Genomic DNA, 21,894 nt, shown 5'->3' with positions numbered 1-21,894 from the left:
GAGATGGGTCAGATGCCGTCAGTCGCGTTCGAGTCGAAGGTCGCGCCGGAACCACCGGTCTGGCCCCAGTCGGTGGTCACGGTGGTGGGTAACCCGCGCGCCGGATCACGGACCGCGGCCGCGGCGGCGTCCGTCGCGGAGCTGCTCGCCTCCGAGCTCGGGACGCCGTACCGGATCGACGAGCTGATCGACCTGGTGACGCTGGCGCCGGCGATCTTCCAGGGTGACCAGGCGGGCGCCGAAACGCAGTCCGCGCTGGAGAACGCGATCGAGCTGGTGTCGTCGGCGTCGGTCATCGTCGTCGCGACACCGGTCTACAAGGGCAGTTACACCGGCCTGCTGAAGAGCTTCCTCGACGTGCTGCGTCCTGCGGCGTTGGCGGGCTCCGTGGTCGTCCCGGTGACGGTGTCGGCCGCGCCGATCCACAAGCTGCTGGCCGACCAGCATCTGCGGCCGGTGCTGGCGGAGCTGGGCGCGAGCGTCCCGGTGCCGGGCGTGATCCTGGAGGAGCGCGATCTGGAGGACCTGCAGGTCGTCCTGTCCGGCTGGATCCGCGACAACGCCGGCATCATCCAGGCCACCACGATCGCCCTGCAGCCGGTCGCCGAGCCGACGCCTGCCCGATAGCGCACAACCCGGCGCGTGCCGGGTGGTCCAGGACCTATCGTCGATCTGTGGACGATCGGGCGCGGGTCGAGCGGAACCGGGCGGCCTGGGACCTGCGCGCCGCCGCGCACGTGTCGTCCGGGTTCTACGACGTCGACGGGTTCCGGGCGGGCGGCAGTTCGCTGCGGCCGTTCGAGGTCGAGGCGGTGGGCGACGTCCGCGGACGGCGACTGCTGCACCTCATGTGTCACTTCGGGCTCGACACGTTGTCGTGGGCACGGCTGGGCGCCGACGTCACCGGCGTGGACTTCTCCGCCGAGGCGATCAGCTCGGCGCGACAGTTGGCCGACGAGGTCGGGTTGCCGGCGCGGTTCGTCCAGGCGGACGTGTACGACGTGCCCGACGTACTGGAGCCGGCGTCGTACGACGTGGTGGTGGCGACGTACGGGGTGCTGGTGTGGCTGCCCGATCTGGGCGAGTTCGCGCGGGTGGTGGCGCGGATGCTGCGCCCGGGCGGGACCGTCTTCCTCGCAGAGTTCCATCCGCTGCAGGCGATGGTGGACGAGGAGCTTCGGGTCCGTACGTCGTACTTCCGCACCGGCGCCGTCGATCGTGAGGTGACGACCAGCTACACCGGGCAGGACGTGCCAGAACACGTGCAGAGCACCTGGCCCTGGACGGTCAGCGGATTGGTGAACGCACTGGCAAGCGCCGGCCTGCACATCGACCGCCTCGACGAACTCCCCGTGGACCTACGCCGGCGAAGCCCGTCGATGCTGCAGGACGCCGCCGGGCTGTGGCGTCTGCCGGGTGATCCCATACCGCTGCTGTTGACGTGCCGAGCTCACCGCCCCGACGCGGGATAGACGCCGAGGGCGGCGAACCGGGCGCTCAGGTCGCCAAGTGCAGCCCGACCTTGAACACCCGGCGGTGGGTGTGGACAGGTCATGCGCTGTCCACACCCACCAGGAGGTGTCCAAGGTTCAGTCGTTGTGGGTGGGTTGGGTTGGGGCGTGGCGGAGGGTTGCTGTTGCGGGGATGAGGGTGGACGCGAAGGTGAGTGCGGCGGCTGCTCCGATGATTACCAGGTAGATCCAGAACGGGCCTGTGGGGAGGGCGTCGTTCGCGACCTTCGCGGAGAATGGCAGGAGGCAGGCGAGCGCGACGGCGGTGCCGAGCGTGATGCCCGTGAGGGTGACCAGTGTGCTTTCGGTGGTCAGCATGCGGAGCACCTGGAAGCGGGTCGAGCCGGTCAGCCGTTGCAGGGCGAACTCGCGGCGGCGGCGCAGCGTGGTGGACACCAGCGTGTTGACGACCGAGACCGCGGTGTACGCGATCAGCATGCCGACCAACATGTAGTTGATCCACGCCTGCGTCTGCAGGTCCTCGGTGTTCGAGGCGACGAGCGTGCTGCGGTCGGCGACCTGGACACCCGGGTGCGCGGCAGCGAGCTTGGCCAGAGCCGGTCGTACGTCGGCACCGGGCTCGGCGCGGACCAGGACCTGCTTGGTCAGACCATCGGTCGTATGGGCGGAAACCAGGGACGCGGGCAGGATGATCGACTCGTATCCACGCTCGGCCGCGAACGTCGCGACCACCCGCAGCTTCACAGTGGTCCCGTCGCCCAAGGTCATCGTGATCTCGGAGCCGACGCCGCGACCGGTCTTGTCAGCCATGTACTCCGGGATCGCCGCGGTCGACCCGCTCAGCCCGGCGAGCGATCCGCTTGTCAGCCGCACCGGTGCTGTACCGTTCGCGCCCTGCGCGTCCACGCCGATCACCGGCGCACCGTCCTCGTCGAACGGGGCCTTCCGCGGGTCGTCGACCGCGCCCATGCTCCGGACGAACGCCGACGCGCTCGCCACGCCGGGGATCGCTCGCACCTCGGAGACCAGCTTCGGCGAGAGGCCCGCGTCCGACACCAGTACGGCGTCGGCCCGCAGGTCCCGCGTGAACGCCTCGGAGGACGCGTGGACCTGCGTGGTCTGCATGTACAGGTTGGCGGTCGAGATGCCGACGGCAAGCATCACCGGCATCGCCGCGGCGGACAGCGCCACCGTGCGCGCGGACAGGTTGCGGATCGCGAGCCGGCCGCTCACCCGGGTCAGTGCCTGGACCGGCCAGCGCCAGATGGCCAGCACCAGCTTGGTCCAGAACGGGCCGAGCAGCGCGACACCGATCGCCCAGCAGAGGATCGACGGTCCGGCGGTCGACGCGGCGAGCGGGCCGGTCATCACGGTCGCGGTCACGATCAGGAGCGCCAGGCCGCCGCCCAGGAACAGCAGGCCGAACAGCAACCGGACCCAGCTGAACCACTTGCGCTGCAACGACGCCTCGACGAGCGCCTCGACCGGCTTGATCTTCGCCGACTTGCGCGCCGCGATCAGGGCGGCGCCGATCGCGGCGAGGACCGCCGCGCCGGCGCCGGCCGCGAACGGTATCCAGCCCTGGGCGAACTCGATCACCGGCGACGCGACGCCGTGCGAGCTGAGCTGGTCGAAGAGGAAGCGGCCGAGGAAGATCCCTGGCACGCATCCCAGGACGACGGCCGGCAGCGACACCATCAAAGCCTCACCGAGGATCATCCGCCGCACCTGGCCGGGCGTCGTACCGATGCCGCGGAGCAGCGCGAACTCACGCTCGCGGTGCTGAGCGGCGAGCGCCAGCGTGGACGCGACCACGAACATCATCGTCATCGCCGCGATACCGCCGAACGAGCCCGCGACCGCGATCAACGCCGTACGGCGGGACTCGGCGTCCGGGTGCTCGGCCAGGCCGCGGTCGACGCCGGCGCGGACGGTCAGGTTTCCGTCCACCTCTTGCAGCTTGTGCTTCACCTTGTCGAGGTCGGTGCCGGGGGTAACCAGTACGCCGACGTCCGCGAAGCGGGACGGGTTGCGGACGAAGCTCGCGGCGTCCCGGTCGGCGAAGAAGGCGTGGCCGGAGGCTTGCGGGGCGATGCCGCTGATCGTGAAGGTCTTCGGCTCACCGTTGATCAAGAGCGTCAGGTGCTCGCCCAGTTTCCCCGACGAGACCACTACCTGACCGGATCGCGGCGCGTGCCCGGTGCTGAGGTCGTACGGCGCGAGCGCAGCGCTCGACCAGTTGTGGCCCTCGGCAACCACAGGTCCGGCCGAGCCGTTGATGGCGGTGAAGGTGTAGTCGCCCACGGCGGAGGTGACGCCCTCGGTGGAACGGATCTTGGGGAGGAGGTCGACGGCGACGCCGACGCGTTCTGACAGGGGAGTGGGGTCTTCGACGCCGGGGCGGTGGTGGGACTGGTTGCCGGTGACGACCAGGGAGGTCGCGGCCAGCCGGTCGGGCTCGACGTTGGAGCGGATGCCGGTTTCCATCAGGCCGCCGCACGCCATCACGATCGCCGTACCGAAGACGACCGCGACGAACGTCGCGATGAATCCGCTCTTGCGGTGCCGCAAGGTGCGGACGGCGAGGCGCATCATCCCGCCACCGCCTGCAGGTTGGACCGTGCACCCAGGTGAGTCATCCGATCGGCGACGGCTTCGGCGGTCGGCGAGGTCAGGCTGCCCGCCAGCGCGCCGTCGGCGAGGAAGAGCACCTGGTCGGCGTACGACGCGGCGACCGGGTCGTGCGTGACCATCACGACCGTCTGGCCCTGGGAGCGCACGGGCTCGCGGAGCAGCTCGAGGACGTCGGCAGCGGTCTGGGTGTCGAGCGCGCCGGTCGGCTCGTCGGCGAAGATCACCGCGGGCCGGGCGACGAGCGCGCGGGCGATCGCGACCCGCTGCTGCTGGCCGCCGGACAGTTCGCCCGGGCGGTGCTTGTGCCGGTCGCCGAGGCCGACGCGGTCCAGGACCTGCCGTACGGCGGCCTTGTTCGGCCGGCGCCCGTCGAGCTCCTGCGGCAGGCAGACGTTCTGCCAGACCGTCAGCGCGGGCAACAGGTTGAAGGACTGGAACACGAACCCGATCCGCTCCCGCCGCAGCTCGGTCAGCCTGCGCTCGCTCAGGCCCGCGAGCGGCTGCCCGTCGATGTGCACGCTGCCGGACGTCGGACGGTCGAGCCCGGCGGCACAGTGCAGAAAGGTGCTCTTGCCCGACCCGGACGGGCCCATCACCGCGGTGAAGGTGCCGGGGGCGAATTTCATCGAGATCCCGTCGAGGGCGGTGACGGTGTTCCCGCCACGGCCGTAGACCCGTCGTACATCCTGCAGGACGACCGAGTATCCGGCCCCGTCGACTGCTTCCTGCGTCCTCTTCTTCATGCCGTCGACGCTACGGAGCGACGGCGCCGCGCCCCATGGTGCTGAACCGACGACAGGGGTGGACGAAAGTCCACCTCAGGTACGGAACAGGGCCCGTGCTCCGGCGAGGTAGGTGTCGGGCGTCACGTCACCGATGATCAGCCGTTGCAGGACGAAGCCGGGGATCAGGGCGAGCAGAACCTGGGCGATGTACTCGGGGGCGACGTCGGGGTCGACGGTGCCGTCGGCCTGGGCCCGGCGGGCGACCGCCTCGAAGTTCCCGCGGAGCACGGTGTATTTGTCGCAGGCGGTGGCCATGATCGCCGGGTTCCGCAAGGCCTCGGCCCAGGCCTGGATCGCGACCCGGGTGACGTCGCCGCCCGGGCGTTCGGCGACCGCCACGACGTGGTTGATCGCCGCTTCGAGAGCCATCAGCGGTGTGACGGCCTGCTCCGTCGCCAGGATCTTCTGGAACAGCTCGTCGATGGTGCTGAGCGCGTCCTCGGCGATCGCCGCGACGATCTCTTCCTTGCTCTTGAAGTAGCCGTAGACGGCGCCCGCGGACAGCCCGGACTCGCGGATCACGTCGGCCATCGTCGTCTTGTGGAAACCCTCCTCGATCACGCAGGTGCGGGCCGCCGCGACGATCTGCGCGCGGCGCGCCAGGCGGTGTTCCTCGGTGACCTTGGGCACGTCCGCAACATAAAACGAATGTCCGTTCTTGACAAGTCGCCGGGCCGTTGCCAGGCTCGGAGTCATAAAGAACGATCATTCGGTTTTATTGCCCGAGGGAGTACCCGCCATGACCACTGAGGCGCACGCGGCCGACCGTCGCCGGCCGCCCCTGATCGCCGTCATCACGCTGCTGACCGCGGTCCTCACCGTGTTCCTGATCGCCTTCGCGTGGCCGGCCGCGCGCTCGGAGCCGCGCGACGTCCCGCTCGCGGTGTCCGGTCCGGCGCCGGCGGTCCAGCAGATCGAGACCGCGCTCGGCCAGGCGATGCCCGATGGCTTCGAGATCACCGCCGTACCGGACCGGCAGGCGGCGGTGCAGCGGATCAAGGACCGGGAGGCGTACGGCGCAATCGTGCTGGACGCGGCGCAGCCCGAAGTACTGACCGCGTCCGCGGGCGGACCCGCCGTTGCGCAGGTGCTGACCCAGTTGTCCGCCCGGATGTCGCCGGAGAACCCCGCGAAGGTGACCGACATCGTGCCGCTGCCGAAGGACGACCCGCGCGGCGCCGGACTGGCGGCCGGTGCGTTGCCGCTCGTGCTCGGCGGGATCATCGCGGCCGGCGCCCTCACCCAGCTGGTGCGGTCCGGGGCGAAGCGGATGATCGGGGCGATCACCTTCGCGGTCACCGGCGGTCTCGCGCTGGCCGCCGTACTGCAGTACTGGCTCGGCTCGTTCGAAGGCAGCTACCTGGGCAACGCGGGCGTGATCGCGCTGTCGATCGCGGCGATCAGCCTCACCCTGCTCGGCCTCGAGTGGCTGCTCGGTACGGCGGGGCTCGCGCTCGGCGGCGCCATGATGATGCTGCTCGGCAATCCGCTGTCCGGGATGACGAGCGCGCCCGAGATGCTGCCGACCGGATGGGGCACGCTCGGGCAGCTCCTGCCGCCCGGCGCGGCCGGTACGGCGTTGCGCTCGGTGAGCTTCTTCGACGGCGCCGGGGCCGCGCGGCCACTCGCCGTACTGGGGTGCTGGCTGCTTGCCGGGCTGCTGCTGTGCGGGGTCGGCTCGGTCCGTGCCCGGGGACGCGCCGTACCCGCTCGCCACGAGGCGCCGGCGGTCGCAGCCTGACAAAGTAGGGGTATGACACCGCGGTGACCGGATCGTTACGTCCCGGTCTCCGTGGTGCCGTGCGTTTGGGGCGACAACGTTGTCTGTCAAGCATTGACTTCGGCCGTTCAGGACTCCTACGGTCGCGGGAAAGCCCGCAGGTTTGGGTCGTGGTACCGGGATGACAACGATTGCCCGAAGGTGGACCTGATGATGTCTAGGAAACGTTTCAAGGTGGCAGCCGTCGCGAGCGCGCTGCTGCTGGCGGTCACGGCCTGCAGCCAGGGGTCGACGACCAAGCAGCCGGACGCCGGCGGTGCGCAGAGTTCCGGCCCGGCGCACATCAAGATCGCGTACCAGCAGTGGGGTCCGGGCGTGGTGATGAAGAACTTCCTCACCGGCGTGAAGTCCGAGTACGAAGCCGCGAACCCCGGCTCGACGGTCGAGATCCTGCCGATCGTCGCCTCGGAGAACGACTACTACACCAAGCTGCAGCTGATGATGCGGTCGCCGAACACCGCGCCGGACGTGGTCTACGAGGACACCTTCCTGATCAACTCCGACATCACCGCGGGCTACCTGAAGCCGCTGGACGACTACATCAACAAGTGGGACCAGTGGGGCCAGTTCGAGGACACCGCCAAGGGCGCGGCGAAGGCGCTCGACGGCAAGACCTACGGCGTACCGGACGGCACGGACACCCGCGCGCTCTGGTACAACAAGCAGATCTTCGCCAAGGCCGGACTGCCCGCCGACTGGCAGCCGAAGAGCTGGGACGACGTTCTCAGCGCGGCCCGGACCATCAAGCAGAAGGTCCCCGGCGTGATCCCGATGAACGTGTACTCCGGCAAGCCGATGGGTGAAGCCTCGGCGATGCAGGGCTTCGAGATGCTGCTGTACGGCACGAAGGACACGCTGTACAACAACGACCAGCAGAAGTGGGTCGTCGGCAGCCAGGGCTTCAAGGACTCGCTGAACTTCGTCAAGACCGTCTACACCGAGGGCCTCGGCCCGTCGCCGAAGCAGGCGCTCGACCCGAACATGGGCAGCAAGGTCGGCACCGAACTGCTGCCCGGCGGGAAACTGGCGATCGCGCTGGACGGCTCCTGGATCTACGGCAACTGGCAGAAGACCGGCGCGAAGCCGTGGCCGCAGTGGTCCGAGGTGCTCGGCCAGACCGCGATGCCGACCCAGGACGGCAGCGGCAAGGGCAAGGTCAGCCTCTCCGGCGGCTGGACCTGGGCGATCCCGGCCAAGTCCAAGAACCCGGACGCGGCCTGGAACCTGATCAAGACCCTGCAGACCCAGAAGAACGCGGCCAAGTACGCGACCGAGGGCGCGCAGATCGCGGTCCGCAAGGACGTCGCCTCCGACGCCACGTACAAGAGCTCCTCGAAGAGCACCCAGTTCTTCACCGACCTGGTCTCCGTCACCGTCTACCGCCCGGCATACGCGGAGTACCCGAAGGTCTCCAACGAGATCATCACCGCGATGGAGGCGGTGATGACCGGACAGTCCTCGATCGACAAGGCCGCGAAGAACTACGACGAAGCGGTCGAAGGCATCGTCGGCAAGGACAAGACGACTTCGGGCCAGTAGCCCGGGCGAAGGAATCTCCCCTGTGACGACGACTGTCGCACCCACGGCCTCGGCTCCCACTCCCTCCGGCAAGACGTCCGGGGGGAGCGGGAAGCCGCGGGCCGCCATGTTGCTCAAGATGCTGCCGCTGTCGCCGGCCATCGGACTGATGCTGGTCTTCCTGGCCGGTCCGATCATCTACTGCGTGTACGCCGCGTTCACGAACATGGCGCTCACCGGGACCGGCGCCGCGAACGTCAAGTTCGTCGGGCTGGACAACTTCCGCAAGGCGTTCGGCAGCGGCGCGTTCACGAACGCGATCTGGCTGACGCTGGTGTTCACGCTGATCTCCGCGATCATCGGTCAGAACACGCTCGGCCTCGGCCTCGCGCTGCTGATGCGCAAGTCCACCAAGGTGATCCGCAACTTCGTCGGCACCGCGGTGATCGGCGCCTGGGTGCTGCCCGAGGTGGTCGCGGCGTACCTGCTGAGCGCGTTCTTCAACGACGAGGGCACCCTCAACGTGATGCTGCACGCGGTCGGCCTGCCCGGGCAGGACTGGTTGTACGCGGCACCGATCATCGCGGTGTCGCTGGCCAACATCTGGCGCGGTACGGCGTTCTCGATGCTGGTGTACTCGGCCGCCCTGAGCGAGATCCCCAAGGAGATCGAGGAGTCCGCCGAGATGGACGGCGCGGGCGGCTGGCGGCGGCTGGCGTTCGTGACGCTGCCGATGATCACCCGCGCGATCATGACCAACCTGATGCTGATCACGCTGCAGACGCTGAGCGTGTTCGGCCTCATCTACGCGATGACCCGCGGCGGCCCGGGCACCAAGAGCCAGACGTTGCCGCTGTACATGTACGAGCAGGCGTTCAGCTTCTCGCAGATCGGCTACGGTACGGCGATCGCGCTGGTGATGCTGGCGATCGGCGCGATCTTCTCGCTGATCTACCTGCGTGGACTCAACTCGGAGGCAGCGTGACAGTGCATATGGCGCGACTCCGTCGCGCTGGATCATGGGGCTGTTGCTCCCGGTCTTCCCTCGTCGCTCTGGTCGCTTCGCTCCCGCCGCTCCTCAGTCCAGACCGGGAGGCCCCATGATCGCGCGCGACCGTCTCAGCAAGGTGATGTCGAACCTGATCCTGCTGGCCATTGGTGTGCTGTTCGTGCTCCCGCTGCTGTGGGTGCTGTTCGCGTCGATCAACCGGACCGCGGGACTGCGGGTCGAGTTCCCGACGCACCCGACGCTCGGGAACTTCAAGGCGGTGCTGAACACCAACACGACGTACCGCCCGGTGCTCAACGGCGTCGTGCTGTGCGGCGGGGCCGCGCTGCTGACGATGGTGTGCGCGGTGCTCGCGGCGTACCCGCTGTCGCGGTTCAAGACGCGCTTCAACCGGCCGTTCCTGCTGACGGTTCTGTTCTGCACGGGGTTGCCGATCACTGCGGTGATGGTGCCTGTTTACGGGCTCTTCGTACAGCTGAACCTGGTGGACACGCTCGGCGGCACGATCATGTTCATGGCAACTGCGGCGTTGCCCTTCGCGATCTGGCTGACGAAGACGTTCATGGACGGCGTACCGCTGTCTCTCGAGGAAGCGGCCTGGGTCGACGGCGCCGGCAACATGCGCGCCCTGTGGGCGATCGTGCTGCCGCTGATGTGGCCGGGGATCGCGGTCGTGCTGATCTTCACCTTCATCGGCATGTGGGGGAACTTCTTCGTCCCGTTCATGCTGCTGCTGTCCCCGGAACGGCTGCCGGCGTCGGTCAGCATCTTCACGTTCTTCGGCCAGTACGGCGAACCGAACTACGGCCAGCTGGCGGCGTACTCGCTCATCTACACCACCCCCGTCCTCCTCCTCTACCTCCTCCTCAGCCGCAAACTAGGCGGCGCCTTCGCCCTCGGCGGAGCCATCAAGGGCTAACCGGACACCGGCTGTTCTTTGGCCGGCTTCGCCGGGGTGCGGGGCAGGTGTTGAGCGATTGAGGTATTGGCGTCGGCTGCTGTGGCGCGAAAGGACGCCGCTTCGCGGCGGCTGTTGTTTGGCGCGGAACGTGGTGTGCGGCTTGCTAGCGCGGCCGTTGAACTTGGGCGCCCCGCTGCGCGGGTGACTGTCCTTCCCGCCTGGGCTATGCGGCGAAGCATGCGCGGTGCGCCGAGTCGTGGGATTTGGCTGGCTAGGACGACCAGGATCCACGACTCGGCGATCGGGGTGTGCGCCAATCGCCACGACTCGGCGACGGTGTCGGCGGGATGCTGGCCTGACGCTGGAAGCGGGCGGAGGCGACGGGGGCGGTTGTGGGGCTGGGTTGGCTGGTGGGCGCGCGTTGCGCGTCGCGGTGCAACGGCGAGCCCAGCGCATCTCATCTGCCGCGCTACCACCGCACCGCGACGCCACCACCGCACCGCCACAGCGGCTGGCGTCGATTGCCTCTGACGTTCGCCGCGAACTGCGCGCGGCGCCGGAGGCGGCTGATGGACTGTTGCCGCGAAGCGGTGTCCTTTCAGCTGTTTGTGTGGGTCGGTGTCGGCTGCTGGGGTGTGGCGGCCGACGCCCAGGGCGCCACTGCTCCGCAGCCCTTCCGGCGCGTGCGCGCGTGGCGGCGGGCCGTTGGCGGGATGAGCGTCGGCGAGAGAACACCGCTTCGCAGCGCTGTCGTTGTCCGGCCTGGCCGGTGGGCGCGGATCGTGCTGGTGTTACACATAGGCCCGTTGGCCGGCGCACTGGTGCGTGACCCACCGCGGTGAGCGCTTTCGGGGGCGCGCTACTGCTGCGTCATCGAGCTCGACGCGGAGGCCGAGTGGCCGGGGGCGGGCGCTCTCAAGAGATTGCCCAGAGCAACATCTCCGCTACCTCACCACTCTCGCGCACGCCGGTCGAAGCCGACAGTCACCCTGTAGCGGTATGCGTCGGCGGCCGTATGACACCCCTGCAGCCGACGCCGCCATCAGATGCTCTGCGCGTGCCGGGCCAAGAAGACGTCGCCGGGTGCTGTCGTACGTCGCCGAGGACGCGAAGCCGCGGCGACTTGAGTGGTGTTTGCTGGTGTTGGCCCCCGAATAGCCCACAAAATAAGGGGATTCCGGCTCGGAAACTGGCGGTGGCGCCGTCTAGAGTCGATGCCATGGAACTCCTGGGCGAGCGGCCGGCGTGGTCGATGAGTGGCGGCGAACTGCTGTCCACTCTCGACATGCTGGAAGCCGAGCTCGCCCGTCTGGAGGCGTACCGGTTGAGCGTGGTCGCGGCGATCGAGTCCACCGGGTACGCCGAGGAGCTCGGCGCCCGCGACACCGCCGAGCTGCTGCGTTTCCGCTACCGCCTGGACCCCCCGGCCGCCCGCCGCGCCCTCCGGCTCGCCCAGGCCGCCCCGCACTACCCGGCTGTAGCCGCCGCCCTCGAGCGCACGGCCTCCTCCGCAACCGCGGACGTACCCGACGACAGCGGATCTGAAGACAGTGGATCCGGGGACGGTGCTGGTGATGGTGGTTGGTTGCTGCGGCCGGCGCAGGCGGCCGCGATCGTGTTCGGTCTCGACCGGGTCAGGTCGCGGGTGCCGGTGGAGCACTTGGACGCGGCCGCGGAGCAGTTGGTCGGGCTGGCCGGTCATCTGTCGCCGGGTGAGCTGCGCACGGCCGCCAAGGAGATCGCCGACTTGCTGGACTCCGACGGTCCCGAGCCCGAGGAGCTGAAGGCGTATGAACGGGAGTCCTTGACGCTGTCGGCTGCGGACAATGGCGTGAAGTTCAAGGGGTTCTTGGCCAACGAGAACGCCGAACTCCTGCGCGCCGTCGTGCATGCCGGTGCTCGCCCGCACAAGACCGTCGACGGTGAGCACGACCCGCGGCCACGGGACAAGCGCCAGGCCGACGCGCTGTCGGATGCCTTGAGCATCGCCGCCGCCGTGTGGGACACCACCGTCACCACACCCGGCCCCGCCACCGGCCGCACAGTCGGCCCCGCCACGGGCACCGAGGGCACCGCGGGTACAGGTGGTGCCGCGAGCACCGCGGGTACAGGGGACATGGCAGGCGCCGCGGGCACCACGGGCACCGCCGCCGCGGGCACGGGTGGTCGGGTGGCCGGGTATGGCGCGAAGGCGACCATCACCGTCACGATCGACCTCGAAGACCTCAAAGCCGCGACCGCGGACGCGATCGGGCGCACGGTCTACAGCGGCGGGCTGTCGGCGGCCACGATCCGGCGGCTGGCCTGTGATGCGAACATCATCCCGTTGGTGCTGGGGTCGAATTCGGAGCCGTTGGATGTGGGGCGCCACGTGCGGCTGGTCACCAAGCCGATGCGCCGCGCGCTGGATACCCGTGACCGGGGCTGTGTGGTGTGTGGGGCCCCGCCGATCATGTGCGACGCCCACCACCTGATCTCCTGGATCGACGGCGGCGAGACCAAGGTCTCGAACCTGGCCCTGTTGTGCCGCCGTCACCACACCGACCTGCACAGGGGCCGCTGGCACATCACCGTCCTCGACGGCATCGTCCACGTCACCCGTCCAGCCTGGGCAGAACCACCGCTAGGACGCCACCACGGCTACCGCCGACGCGCCGTCGAGCACCCGACCCCGCCCATCCCCACCCCGCCGACCGCCCCGCCGGCCGACGGCGATCCAGACCTGCCCAGCCCCCACCATTCGAAGTGGCGAGCTGACGAGGCAGCCCTTCAGCAGGCCGCCGCCTTCGCGCTGACCGGCTAGCTCAAACACGACAGCCCCCGGCCGCGCGCACGCGGGTGGGGAGGCCGGTGTGGTCAGAGAGGCAGGAGAGGGCGCAGCCTGCCTTGTAGGCGGCCCGGGGCGCCCGTGGAACAACCAGTGCCGCCAACGCCGGCATCAGATGCTGTGCATGTGCTGCGCACGCACCGAAGGTGGCCAGCAAAATTGCCGCTGTGGAGCGGAGGCCGTTGGCGTCGGCGCCACGCCAGAGCAGCCGATGCCAACACCCAGATGCTCGCCACGTACTGCGCTCGCCGGTGGAGTCGTAGGTGAGGCTGCCGGCGCGGCGTGGGTTGGTGGGGGTGCAGCGCGTCGCGGGAGGCGGCGCCAACACCCAGATGCTCGCCACGTACTGCGCTCGCCGGTGGAGTCGTTGGTGAGGCTGCCGGCGCGGCGTGGGTTGGTGGGGGTGCAGCGCGTCGCGGGAGGCGGCGCCGGCAGTAGATGGGCGCCACGTGCCGTGCTCCGCGGGTGGGGCCGGCCGGTAGGACTGGCGCCGTGGAGCGGTGTTCTTTCGAGGCGGTGGGTTTCAGGGGGTGGTGAGGGTGTGGCGGATGTTCTGCCAGGTGGTGAGTTTTTCGGGGAAGGTGGCGGTCCACTGGGGGTCGGGGAGGCCCTGGGTGTAGCGGGAGAGGGCTATGGGGGCCAGTGTGGGGGCGGAGTCCGGGGCGGCGTCCAGGACCATGGCAAGGCGGATGGTGAAGGTCGTCAGGCGGGTGAGGCGGGAGTGGTCGGGGGTTGCTTCCAGGTCCTTCAGTTGGGTGCGGAGCTGCTTCAGGGTGCGTACGGCGGTGCGGTGTGGCGGTGGGGTGAGGTCGTCGGACGGGATGCCGAGGAGGGCCGCGGCCTCAGGTGACGGCTCGGGCGGAGTTGTCTTACCGAAGAGGCGGGGCTTACCGGCTTGGAGGTGGTCGGTGATCTCGGACAGGAGGGTGTCGAGAGCGGCGACAAGCTCGCCCACAGCGCTGTCGGCGGTCTTGCGGCGGTTGGATTCCAGCGCGGTGACGCGGGCGTATTCCGCCTCGACCGCGGCGCGCAGAGTCTCGGGCCAGTCGTCGAGTCCGGTCAGCTCCTCGACACGGGGTGCCGACGCGTTGAGGTCGCCCGCGTTCAACGGTTTGGCGCCGGAGCGGGCCGCGTCGATCTCCTCGCCGATCTTCTTCTGTGGTCCCGGAACGATTGAGCTCACACGTCCAGCCTACGCAGGTTCCAGACCGACGGGACGACCAGCGTGACGACGGTGATCAGGACGAAGAGCGCGGCGCCGTACAGTTCGACGGCCTTCGCGCTGATCGCCACCGCGACGTACCCGACGGTGAGCTGACCGACCGGACCGGCGATGAACGAGCCGAGCATGTCGTACGACGACACGCGCGACAGCTTGTCGATGGGTACGTGCTGGCCGAGCGCGGTCTCCCAGCTGATCCCGAAGATGTCGAAGCCGACGCCGAGGACGAAGGCCGCGATCGCCATCGCCCAGAGCTGCGGCACCAGCGCCAGGCACAGCATCACCGGGACGGTGAGCAGCATGCCGAGCATCCCGGTGCGCAGCGGGCGGCGGGGTTTGAGCCGGAGCATGATGATGCCGCTGGCAACGAGTCCGGCGCCGAAGCAGGCGCTCACGACACCCCAGCCGGCCCGGCCGAACGTGCGGTCCGCGATCACCGGTCCGAGGACCTGGTAGCAGGCCGTGTAGATCAGGTTGAGCAACGCGAACGCGAGCACGATCACCCAGACCCACTGCCGGGAGACGAACTCGTGCCAGCCCTCGCGCAGATCGGTCACGAGCGAGCTCGCCTGCCGCGTGATCCGTGGGATCCGCAGCCGGAGCAGCAACAGCGCGCCGATCAGGAACGTGACGCCGTCGACCGCGAGGCCGACGCCGGGGCCGGTCAGGCCGACGATCACACCCGCGACCGCGCCGCCGCCGATCATTGCCGCGGAGCGCGCGAAACCCGAGATCGCGTTCGCCTGCGGGAGTTCGGCGCGGTCCACGATCGACGGCAGGATCCCGGTCATCGCCGGCATCACGAACGCCGCCGCCACTCCGTTCACCGCCTCGATCGCCGCCAGCTGCCAGATCGTCGCGTGCCCGGTGAGGACGAGCGTCGCGGCGAGTCCCTGGGTGAGGCCGCTGATCGTGTTGGCCGCGACCAGGACCAGGTGCCGGGGCAGCCGGTCGGCGATCACGCCGCCGATCAGCAGGAACACGATGTTCGGGATGCTCCGCGCCGCCAGGACGGTACCGACCGCGCCGGCCGAGTGCGACACGTCCAGGACGGCGAACACCAGCGCCACCGGCGCGATCGCCGACCCGAGGATCGAGACGAACCGCGCCGACACGAAGATCCGCACGTCGCGGTGCCGCAGTACGGCCAGATCCTGCCGAAACCCCACCGAAGCCCCCTCGACCGACGCGCGAACCCGCAGATCCTACGGGCCGCGCGCGTCAGTCAGCGAGGCGAATACCGAGTTCGACCGCCCACTTCGTCTTGCGCGGTTCGGTCCGCGGGTCGGTCCGGTACGCCTCGTACCGGCAGCCGAAGACGTCGCCGGCCGCGCTCTCGTGCCGGTCGAGGACGAGCCCTTCGGCGGCGGCCCAGTCGAGCAGCGCTCGGTTGGCCCGCAGCGAGTGGTTGCGGTAGGTCAGCGTCGCGTAGCGCCCGGTGGGCAGCGTGCCGGCCCGCACGCGTGCGTCGCCGCGCAGGGGCGCCGGTGTCACCACGCCGACCTCCAGGTCCATCGGTCCGCTCATGTCGATCACGTGCAGGCGAAGGAAGAACGGGCCGGCATCGTCGATCGTCCGGTCGTCCAGCCAGGCGATCAGCTCGTCGAGCAGTTCGTCGCGCTTGCCCAGCATGCCGCGGAACGGCGTCACCACCCGGATTCCGAGACAGTCCCGAGCGGCCCGTTCGACGACCCGGTTCGGCTCCAGCACCTCCATCAGCCACCTCCTACGACAACTGTGCCATCGAGTTCGGGTGTTTCCGGACCGTGCCGGTTCGGCGTACGGTCGGTGGTTGTGAGAGGCCGGGTCTGGGGGATGCGGGGGAGCGTTGCGCTGGGGATCCTGGTGCTCGGGATGGCCGCGGCTGTCGGGGTGGGGCGCTGGGAGCAGGAGTTCGGCGAGCAGAGCGCGGCGGCGCACCTTGTGCTCGAGACCGTCAATGCGTGCGTCGCGCTGCTGCTCGCGTTCCTGGTGTACGGGCGCTTCCTGCGGACCTACACGCGTCAGGACCTCCTGCTGCTGCAAGGACTGGTCGTCCTCGGTACGGCGAACGCGCTGCTCTGCGTCACGCTCGTCAAGAACAATCCGGCCGGTGCGTTCGGCAACTGGCTACCGCCTGCCCTGCGGATCGTCGGCACCCTTCTGATCGCGGCAGCGGCTCTCGTCCCGAACCGCCTCGCGCGCCGGCAAGGCTGGCGGCACTGGGCGCTGGCGCCCACCGTCGTCGCGATGCTCGGGGTCGGTGCCGTCGTGTACTGGCGGAAGGACTCGCTGTCGGCCGATGCCACCAGCAACGCGCTGCTGGTCCCGCAGATCCTCACGCTCGTGTGCTTCGCGGTGGCCGCGGTGGCGTTCACGGTGCAGGCGCGCAGCCGGGACGACGTACTGCTGCGGTGGCTCGGTCCTGCCTGCGCGCTGGGGGCATTCGCGCGTTTGAGCTACCTGCTCTTCCCACCGGAACGCGCCGACCTGCTGTACTCCGGCAGCCTGCTGCGGACCGGCTCGTACCTGCTGCTGCTCATCGCGGCGGGCCGGGAGATCAGCCGGCACTGGGCCCTGCAGGCGGAAACCGCGGTCGTCGAGGACCGGCGACGGGTCGCCCGCGAGATGCACGACGGCGTACTGCAGGAGCTCGGCTACATCCGCTCCGAGATCTCGGGGTTCGCGGCCACCGATCGTTCGCGGGTCGACCGGATCCTCGGCGCCAGCGAACGCGCGATGGACGAGGCGCGGCAGATGCTCGAGGCGCTCGGCCGATCGGACGACGAGCCGCTCGGTCTCGTGCTGCACCGGGCGGTCGAGCAGCTGGCCCAGCGGTACGGCGTGGGGCTCGATCTCGAGCTGGACGAGTCGATCGTTGTCGACCGCCCGCAACGGCACGCGCTGGTGCGAATCGCCCGGGAAGCCGTCCTGAACGCGGTCCGGCATGGCAGGGTGGAACGTGTCAGGGTCGAGCTGGGGCGGGACTCCGAGGGGAGCCGCCTGGTCGTCTCCGACAACGGGCCGGGCTTCGACGCGGTCGCCCGGCACGCGGGGTTCGGACTGGTCAGCATGCGGGAACGCGCGGAGGCGCTGCCGGGAACCTTCGACATCGACTCACGGCCGGGCGAGGGGACGACGGTGAAGATCAGATGGTGACGGGCCGATGACCGCGGATCCGCGCCGGGTGGTGATGGCCGACGACCACCCGCAGCTCCGGGCGCACATCCGGCACGCGCTGGAGGCGGGCGGGTTCGAGGTCTGCGCCGAGGCGGGCACCGGGCCGGAGGCCGTCCGGCTCACCCAGGAGCACCGGCCGGACGTCGTCCTGCTCGACATCCACATGCCCGGCGGCGGGATCCGCGCCGCCGCGGAGATCGCCCGGCTGCTGCCGGCGATCGCGATCGTGATGCTCACCGTCTCGCGCGACGACAGTGACCTGTTCGACTCGCTGCGCGCCGGCGCTTCCGGCTACCTGCTCAAGGACACCGACCCGGACCGGCTGCCGGCCGCGCTGCGCGGGGTGCTGTCCGGTGAGGCCGCGATCCCGCGGTCGCTGGTGGCCCGCATCCTGGACGAGTTCCGGGAGCCGGGCAGACGGCGGCTCGGGCGCCGCTCGCGGCCCGCGAGCCTGCTGAGCTCCCGCGAATGGGAGGTGATGGCTCTGCTCGCCGAGGGACTGACCACGGACGAGGTCGCCAAGCGGCTGTTCCTGTCCCCGACGACGGTCCGGGTGCACGTCTCGTCGGTGCTGCGCAAGCTCCGCGTCAAGGACCGGCAGGCGGCGATCGACCTGCTCCGGGACGACCCGTCCTGACGCCTCCATGGACCGATCACGAGGGCGGTCTCCCTCCCTACCGCCCTCGCGATTCGGTCTACCCCCCGGAGCCCTACATCCCCCGTGAGCACCGCATGTGGTAACGCTATGTAACGAGGCGGGGTCTTGGCCAGGGACCAAGGTCCTTTTGAGCGTTCAAACACCTAAACGCTGCTGAGCGCAGGAGACGGCCCGACCGACCGCAGGTCGATGCCAAAAGCAACCAGTTTTCGGTTGTCTTTCGTTGTCACCGGTTGTGACAGGCGAGGGCCTGCCGCTCCGGGCCGGAGTTCGCTACCTTTGGGTATTGGTCCTCGATCTGCAGGAGGCTCCGTGAAGATCAACGACGTACTGCGCGGCAAGGGCAACGAGGTCGTCACCATCTCCCCAGAAGCCACTGTCACCGAGCTGCTCGCACTGCTGGCCGACCGCAACATCGGCGCGGTGGTGGTCAGTCCGGACGGATCGTCCGTGGCGGGCATCGTTTCCGAGCGCGACATCGTCCGGCTCTGGAACGGTACGCCGGACGCGGGCGACGTCCGGGTCAGCGCGATCATGACGGCGGAGGTGCACACCTGCACGCCGGACGACCTGATCGACAACCTCATGCGGCTGATGACGGACCGCCGGATCCGGCACGTCCCGGTCGTTGTCGACGGCAACCTTGCGGGGCTGGTCAGCATCGGTGACGTGGTCAAGTCCCGGATCGGCGAGCTCGAGTTCGAGAAGGAGCAGTTGTCCAACTACATCAGCAGTTGATGTCCGCTGCCCCCGGGCGAGCCGGGGGCAGCGGTCTTCAGCTCACCTCGATCAGGTCCCCGAGGTCGAGGCCCTCGAGTTGCGGCCGAACGTCCTTCGCTTCGCCGACGACGACTACCAGCAGGCCGTCGGTCCCGACGTACCGCCGGTAGGCCTCGGTCGCCTCGGCGGCGGTGGTGGCCGCGATGTTCGTCAGGTAGGTGTCGGCGAAGTCGATCGGTACGCCGTTCGCGATGTTGCTGCCGACCTGCTGGGCCACCGAGTCGGCCTGCTCGTAGCGCAGCGGGGCGGTGCGGATCAGGCTGTCCTTCGCCTCCTGCACCTCCTGCTCGGTGAGCCCGTCGCGCGCTTCCAGCAGGATCCGCAGCGCGTCCCCGATCGCGGCGCCGGTCACCTCGGTCCGGACCGCGCCGCCGAGGCTGAACGTGCCGCCCTTGCGCGGCGCCGCGAAGCTGGTCCGGGTGCCGTACGTGTACCCCTTCTCCTCGCGGAGCACAGTGTCCACGCGGGACGTGATGGTCCCGCCGACCACGTGGTTCGCGACCGCGGCCGCGCCCCACGCCGGGTCCCGCCGGTCGGGGCCGGCGCAGCCGATCAGCAGCTGGCTCTGCACCGAGCCCGGCCGGTCGACGAGCACGACCCGGCTGCCCGGGAGGTAGATCGGCTCCGGCGTCTCCAGCGCCGTACCGGCCGAGGAGGTCCAGCCGCCGAACGCCTCGTCGATGATGCCGGCCACGTCCACGCCGGTCGCGTCGCCGGCGAACAGGATCTCCGCCCGCTCCGGGCCGATGTTCCTGCGGTAGAAGTCGGCGACCTCGACGTTCGTCAGCGGCCTGATCGTGTCCGGCCGGCCCGCGGTCGGCCGGGACCGCCGCGTCGACGGGTCGAACAGGTACGCCGCGAACGCCTCGCGCGCCCGGTACCCGGCGTTCGCCCGCTCCTGGTTGATCTCGCCGAGCCGGATCGTCACGTGCCGCCCGACGTCGGCCTGGTTGAACGCCGGCCGGGTGATCGCCTCGGCCAGCAGCCGCACCGCCGGGGCGAGATGCGACACCGGCACCGAGATCTCGACGTGCAGCGCGTCCGAGCTGACGTCCACGCCGTACGCCGCTCCGTGCCGCTCCAGCGCGGCGGCGAACTCGTTGGCCGAATGCAGCTCGGTGCCCTCGTCGAGGGTCCGCGACATGATCGTCGCGACGCCTTCCAGCTCCCGCGGTTCGGCGATCAGCGGCATCGCGATCGTGACCCGGACGGTGGCGACGTACTGCCCCGGGCGGTCGTAGACGTGCACCGGCGTCCCGGTGCCGATCCGGGTGGTGACCGCTTCCGGGAACTTCCACGGACGCGGCGCCCCGACGGCCGGCGGGGTGGTCAGAACCTGGTTCATTCCTGCGCTCCCGACTCCGGTGCGGACTCTTGGCGGCGGTAGGTCACCTGGACGCGGCCCGTGGCGCGGATCCACTTCCGGGCGGCGGCCTGGACCTGTTCGACGGTCACGGCCTGGATCTGGTCGATCCGGGTGTTGATCCGGTTCGCGTCACCGAACAGCAGCGCGTGGTGCGAGATCTCGTCGGCGCGGCCGGCGCAGGTGGCCAGCTGCTCGAGCCAGTCCCGCTCGGCCTGGGCCTGCACCGTGGCCAGCTCGTCCGCGGTGACGCCGTCCGCGGCCAGCTTCTCGATCTCCTCGAGCAGCGCGTCCTCGACCTGCTGCAGGTCGACGCCGTCCGACGCGATCCCGGTCAGCGTCCCGAACGACACACCGCCGATCAGCGGCAGTGCGCCGCCGGACACCGACTGCGCGATCTGCTCGTCGCGGACCAGCCGCCGGTTCAGCCGGCCGCTCTGCCCCGCGGCGAGGATGTCGAGCGCGAGCCCGGCGGCGTCCAGCTCGGGCGTCCCGTCGACGGGCAACCGGAACATCATCGTCACCAGGTCGGACGGTACGTCGGACACCACGTCGTCACGCTGGACATCGGTCATCGGGCCGATCGTCCCGTCCGGCGCCGGCGGCGGCGCGGGGATCGCGGGCAGGTGGCCGAAGTAGCGCTTGGCGGCGTCGAATGCGTCGTCCTCGGACACGTCGCCGACGATCGTCAGGACCGCGTTGTTCGGGCCGTAGTACTTCCGGAAGAACGCGTGCACGTCCTCCACCGAGGCCGCGTCCAGGTCGGCCATCGAGCCGATCGTCATGTGCGCGTACGGGTGGCCTTCGGGGAACGCGAGCCCGACGAGCCGCTCGTACGAGTCGCCGTACGGGCGGTTGTCGTACGACTGCCGCTTCTCCTCCTTGACGACGTCGCGCTGGTTGTCCAGATTCTCCTGGTTGACCGCGTCGAGCAGGTAACCCATCCGGTCCGCCTCGAGCCAGAGCGCGAGGTCCAGGCCGCCGCTGGGCAGCGACTCGAAGTAGTTGGTCCGGTCGAAGAAGGTGCTCGCGTTCAGGCTGGCGCCGGCGGTCTCCAGCAGGCTGAAGTGCTGACCGGAGGCGACGTTGCGCGACCCCTGGAACATCAGGTGCTCGAACAGGTGCGCGAACCCGGTCAGGCCCGGCGGTTCGTGGCGCGACCCGACGTCGTACCAGAGGTTGACGGCGACGATGGGGACGGCGCGGTCCGAGCTGACGACGACCCGCAGGCCGTTGTCGAGCGTCTGCTCCGCGATGGGGTACGTCAAGGGCATACCGGCCACCATACGTGGTCGGGAAACCTGTCCGGGGCGGTTGTCGATTCCGGGCCGGGTCACGCATCGGGATGGTGAATGCTGGAACCGGAGCACGACGAGAGAGGTGACCCGTGATGGGCAAGTACCTGGTGATGATCTACGACGACGAGGCGAAGTGGGCCGCGGCCGACCCGTCGGTGGCGGAGCAGAACCACAAGAACCACCTGGCGTTCGCGGAGGCCAACGGCGCCGCGCTGCGCGGCGGCGGCCAGCTCGACTCGAGCACCACCGCGACCTCGGTCCGCGCGGACGGCAACGGCGGGTACGTCGTCACCGACGGCGTCTTCGCGGAGACCAAGGAGGTGCTGGGCGGGTACTACGTCATCGAGGCGGCCGACCTGGACGAGGCGCTCGCGATCGCCAAGCAGGTCCCGTCGCCGATGGGCGGTGTCGAGGTCCGTCCACTGGTCAACGGTGGCTGATCCGGCCGCGCCGTCAGTGGCAGAGGCCGTCGCGGCGGCCCACTCGAC

The 21,894-nt window shown here is 69.7% G+C and carries 19 protein-coding genes; 11 read left to right on the top strand and 8 right to left on the bottom strand.

Annotation, left to right across the window (positions count from 1 at the left end):
• Positions 1-12: 12 nt before the first annotated feature.
• Together ACWEOO_RS37935 and ACWEOO_RS37930 are read left to right on the top strand one after the other, a co-directional pair.
• The gene (locus ACWEOO_RS37935) at positions 13-627 is read left to right on the top strand and encodes an NADPH-dependent FMN reductase (RefSeq protein WP_452147153.1); all 615 of its coding nucleotides are present in this window, start codon (positions 13-15) and stop codon (positions 625-627) included.
• A gap of 47 nt (positions 628-674) precedes the next feature.
• The gene (locus tag ACWEOO_RS37930) at positions 675-1,472 is read left to right on the top strand and encodes a class I SAM-dependent methyltransferase (protein ID WP_452147152.1); all 798 of its coding nucleotides are present in this window, start codon (positions 675-677) and stop codon (positions 1,470-1,472) included.
• A 117-nt stretch (positions 1,473-1,589) separates the two neighbouring features.
• Here the strand turns inward: ACWEOO_RS37930 and ACWEOO_RS37925 are convergent, their stop codons facing one another.
• The 3 genes from ACWEOO_RS37925 to ACWEOO_RS37915 all read right to left on the bottom strand — a co-directional run bounded on the left by ACWEOO_RS37925 (position 1,590) and on the right by ACWEOO_RS37915 (position 5,521).
• A complete protein-coding gene (locus ACWEOO_RS37925) occupies positions 1,590-4,067 on the bottom strand; it encodes an ABC transporter permease (protein WP_452147151.1) in 2,478 nt (825 codons plus the stop codon).
• Positions 4,064-4,849 carry an ABC transporter ATP-binding protein gene (locus ACWEOO_RS37920; protein ID WP_452147150.1) on the bottom strand — a complete coding sequence of 262 codons (786 nt, stop codon included), beginning with the start codon at positions 4,847-4,849 and terminating at the stop codon, positions 4,064-4,066. Before ACWEOO_RS37920 ends, ACWEOO_RS37925 begins: the two co-directional genes overlap by 4 nt.
• 75 nt (positions 4,850-4,924) lie before the next feature.
• Positions 4,925-5,521, bottom strand: coding sequence for a TetR/AcrR family transcriptional regulator (locus ACWEOO_RS37915; protein WP_452147149.1), 597 nt, complete (start codon positions 5,519-5,521; stop codon positions 4,925-4,927).
• A 109-nt stretch (positions 5,522-5,630) separates the two neighbouring features.
• On the opposite strand from ACWEOO_RS37915, the gene ACWEOO_RS37910 reads away from it, so the two are divergent.
• The 5 genes from ACWEOO_RS37910 (at position 5,631) to ACWEOO_RS37890 (ending at position 12,902) form a co-directional block, all read left to right on the top strand.
• Positions 5,631-6,632, top strand: coding sequence for a hypothetical protein (locus tag ACWEOO_RS37910; protein ID WP_452147148.1), 1,002 nt, complete (start codon positions 5,631-5,633; stop codon positions 6,630-6,632).
• A gap of 192 nt (positions 6,633-6,824) precedes the next feature.
• Positions 6,825-8,210: an extracellular solute-binding protein gene (locus ACWEOO_RS37905; RefSeq protein WP_359925387.1), complete on the top strand. Its 1,386-nt coding sequence runs from the start codon at positions 6,825-6,827 to the stop codon at positions 8,208-8,210.
• A 22-nt stretch (positions 8,211-8,232) separates the two neighbouring features.
• Positions 8,233-9,174 (top strand): carbohydrate ABC transporter permease, encoded by a 942-nt coding sequence (locus ACWEOO_RS37900; RefSeq protein ID WP_359925385.1) that lies wholly within the window; start codon positions 8,233-8,235, stop codon positions 9,172-9,174.
• Positions 9,175-9,289: 115 nt separating this feature from the next.
• The gene (locus ACWEOO_RS37895; protein WP_452147147.1) at positions 9,290-10,117 is read left to right on the top strand and encodes a carbohydrate ABC transporter permease; all 828 of its coding nucleotides are present in this window, start codon (positions 9,290-9,292) and stop codon (positions 10,115-10,117) included.
• Positions 10,118-11,318: 1,201 nt separating this feature from the next.
• Positions 11,319-12,902 (top strand): DUF222 domain-containing protein, encoded by a 1,584-nt coding sequence (locus tag ACWEOO_RS37890; protein ID WP_452147146.1) that lies wholly within the window; start codon positions 11,319-11,321, stop codon positions 12,900-12,902.
• Between the two features lie 547 nt (positions 12,903-13,449).
• Here ACWEOO_RS37890 and ACWEOO_RS37885 read toward each other — a convergent pair.
• The 3 genes from ACWEOO_RS37885 to ACWEOO_RS37875 are packed head-to-tail and all read right to left on the bottom strand — an operon-like array spanning position 13,450 to position 15,864.
• Positions 13,450-14,109, bottom strand: coding sequence for a hypothetical protein (locus ACWEOO_RS37885; RefSeq protein ID WP_452147145.1), 660 nt, complete (start codon positions 14,107-14,109; stop codon positions 13,450-13,452).
• On the bottom strand, positions 14,106-15,317 hold the full coding sequence (locus ACWEOO_RS37880) for an MFS transporter (RefSeq protein WP_452147144.1): 1,212 nt from the start codon (positions 15,315-15,317) through the stop codon (positions 14,106-14,108). The genes ACWEOO_RS37885 and ACWEOO_RS37880 overlap by 4 nt, the downstream gene beginning before the upstream one ends.
• Positions 15,318-15,369: 52 nt before the next feature.
• Positions 15,370-15,864, bottom strand: coding sequence for a hypothetical protein (locus tag ACWEOO_RS37875; RefSeq protein ID WP_452147143.1), 495 nt, complete (start codon positions 15,862-15,864; stop codon positions 15,370-15,372).
• A gap of 99 nt (positions 15,865-15,963) precedes the next feature.
• Between ACWEOO_RS37875 and ACWEOO_RS37870 the strand changes: the two genes are divergently transcribed.
• The 3 genes from ACWEOO_RS37870 (at position 15,964) to ACWEOO_RS37860 (ending at position 18,703) form a co-directional block, all read left to right on the top strand.
• Positions 15,964-17,286, top strand: a complete 1,323-nt coding sequence (locus tag ACWEOO_RS37870; RefSeq protein WP_452147142.1) for a sensor histidine kinase — start codon at positions 15,964-15,966, stop codon at positions 17,284-17,286.
• 7 nt (positions 17,287-17,293) lie between these two features.
• The gene (locus ACWEOO_RS37865; protein ID WP_359925365.1) at positions 17,294-17,944 is read left to right on the top strand and encodes a response regulator transcription factor; all 651 of its coding nucleotides are present in this window, start codon (positions 17,294-17,296) and stop codon (positions 17,942-17,944) included.
• A gap of 333 nt (positions 17,945-18,277) precedes the next feature.
• Complete coding sequence (locus ACWEOO_RS37860) at positions 18,278-18,703, top strand: CBS domain-containing protein (protein ID WP_359925362.1); 426 nt, start codon at positions 18,278-18,280, stop codon at positions 18,701-18,703.
• 37 nt (positions 18,704-18,740) lie between these two features.
• Here the strand turns inward: ACWEOO_RS37860 and ACWEOO_RS37855 are convergent, their stop codons facing one another.
• Both ACWEOO_RS37855 and ACWEOO_RS37850 read right to left on the bottom strand, forming a co-directional pair.
• Positions 18,741-20,090, bottom strand: coding sequence for a M16 family metallopeptidase (locus tag ACWEOO_RS37855; protein ID WP_452147141.1), 1,350 nt, complete (start codon positions 20,088-20,090; stop codon positions 18,741-18,743).
• Entirely contained in the window at positions 20,087-21,382 is a 1,296-nt protein-coding gene (locus ACWEOO_RS37850) for a M16 family metallopeptidase (protein WP_452147140.1), read from the bottom strand. Before ACWEOO_RS37850 ends, ACWEOO_RS37855 begins: the two co-directional genes overlap by 4 nt.
• Before the next feature lie 116 nt (positions 21,383-21,498).
• Between ACWEOO_RS37850 and ACWEOO_RS37845 the strand changes: the two genes are divergently transcribed.
• A complete protein-coding gene (locus ACWEOO_RS37845; RefSeq protein ID WP_452147139.1) occupies positions 21,499-21,846 on the top strand; it encodes a YciI family protein in 348 nt (115 codons plus the stop codon).
• Positions 21,847-21,894 lie beyond the last annotated feature (48 nt).

This window comes from Kribbella sp. NPDC004138 (genome assembly GCF_053603655.1).
The sequence above is the reverse complement of the archived record's forward strand: the minus strand, read 5'-3'. Positions and strand labels throughout refer to the sequence as shown.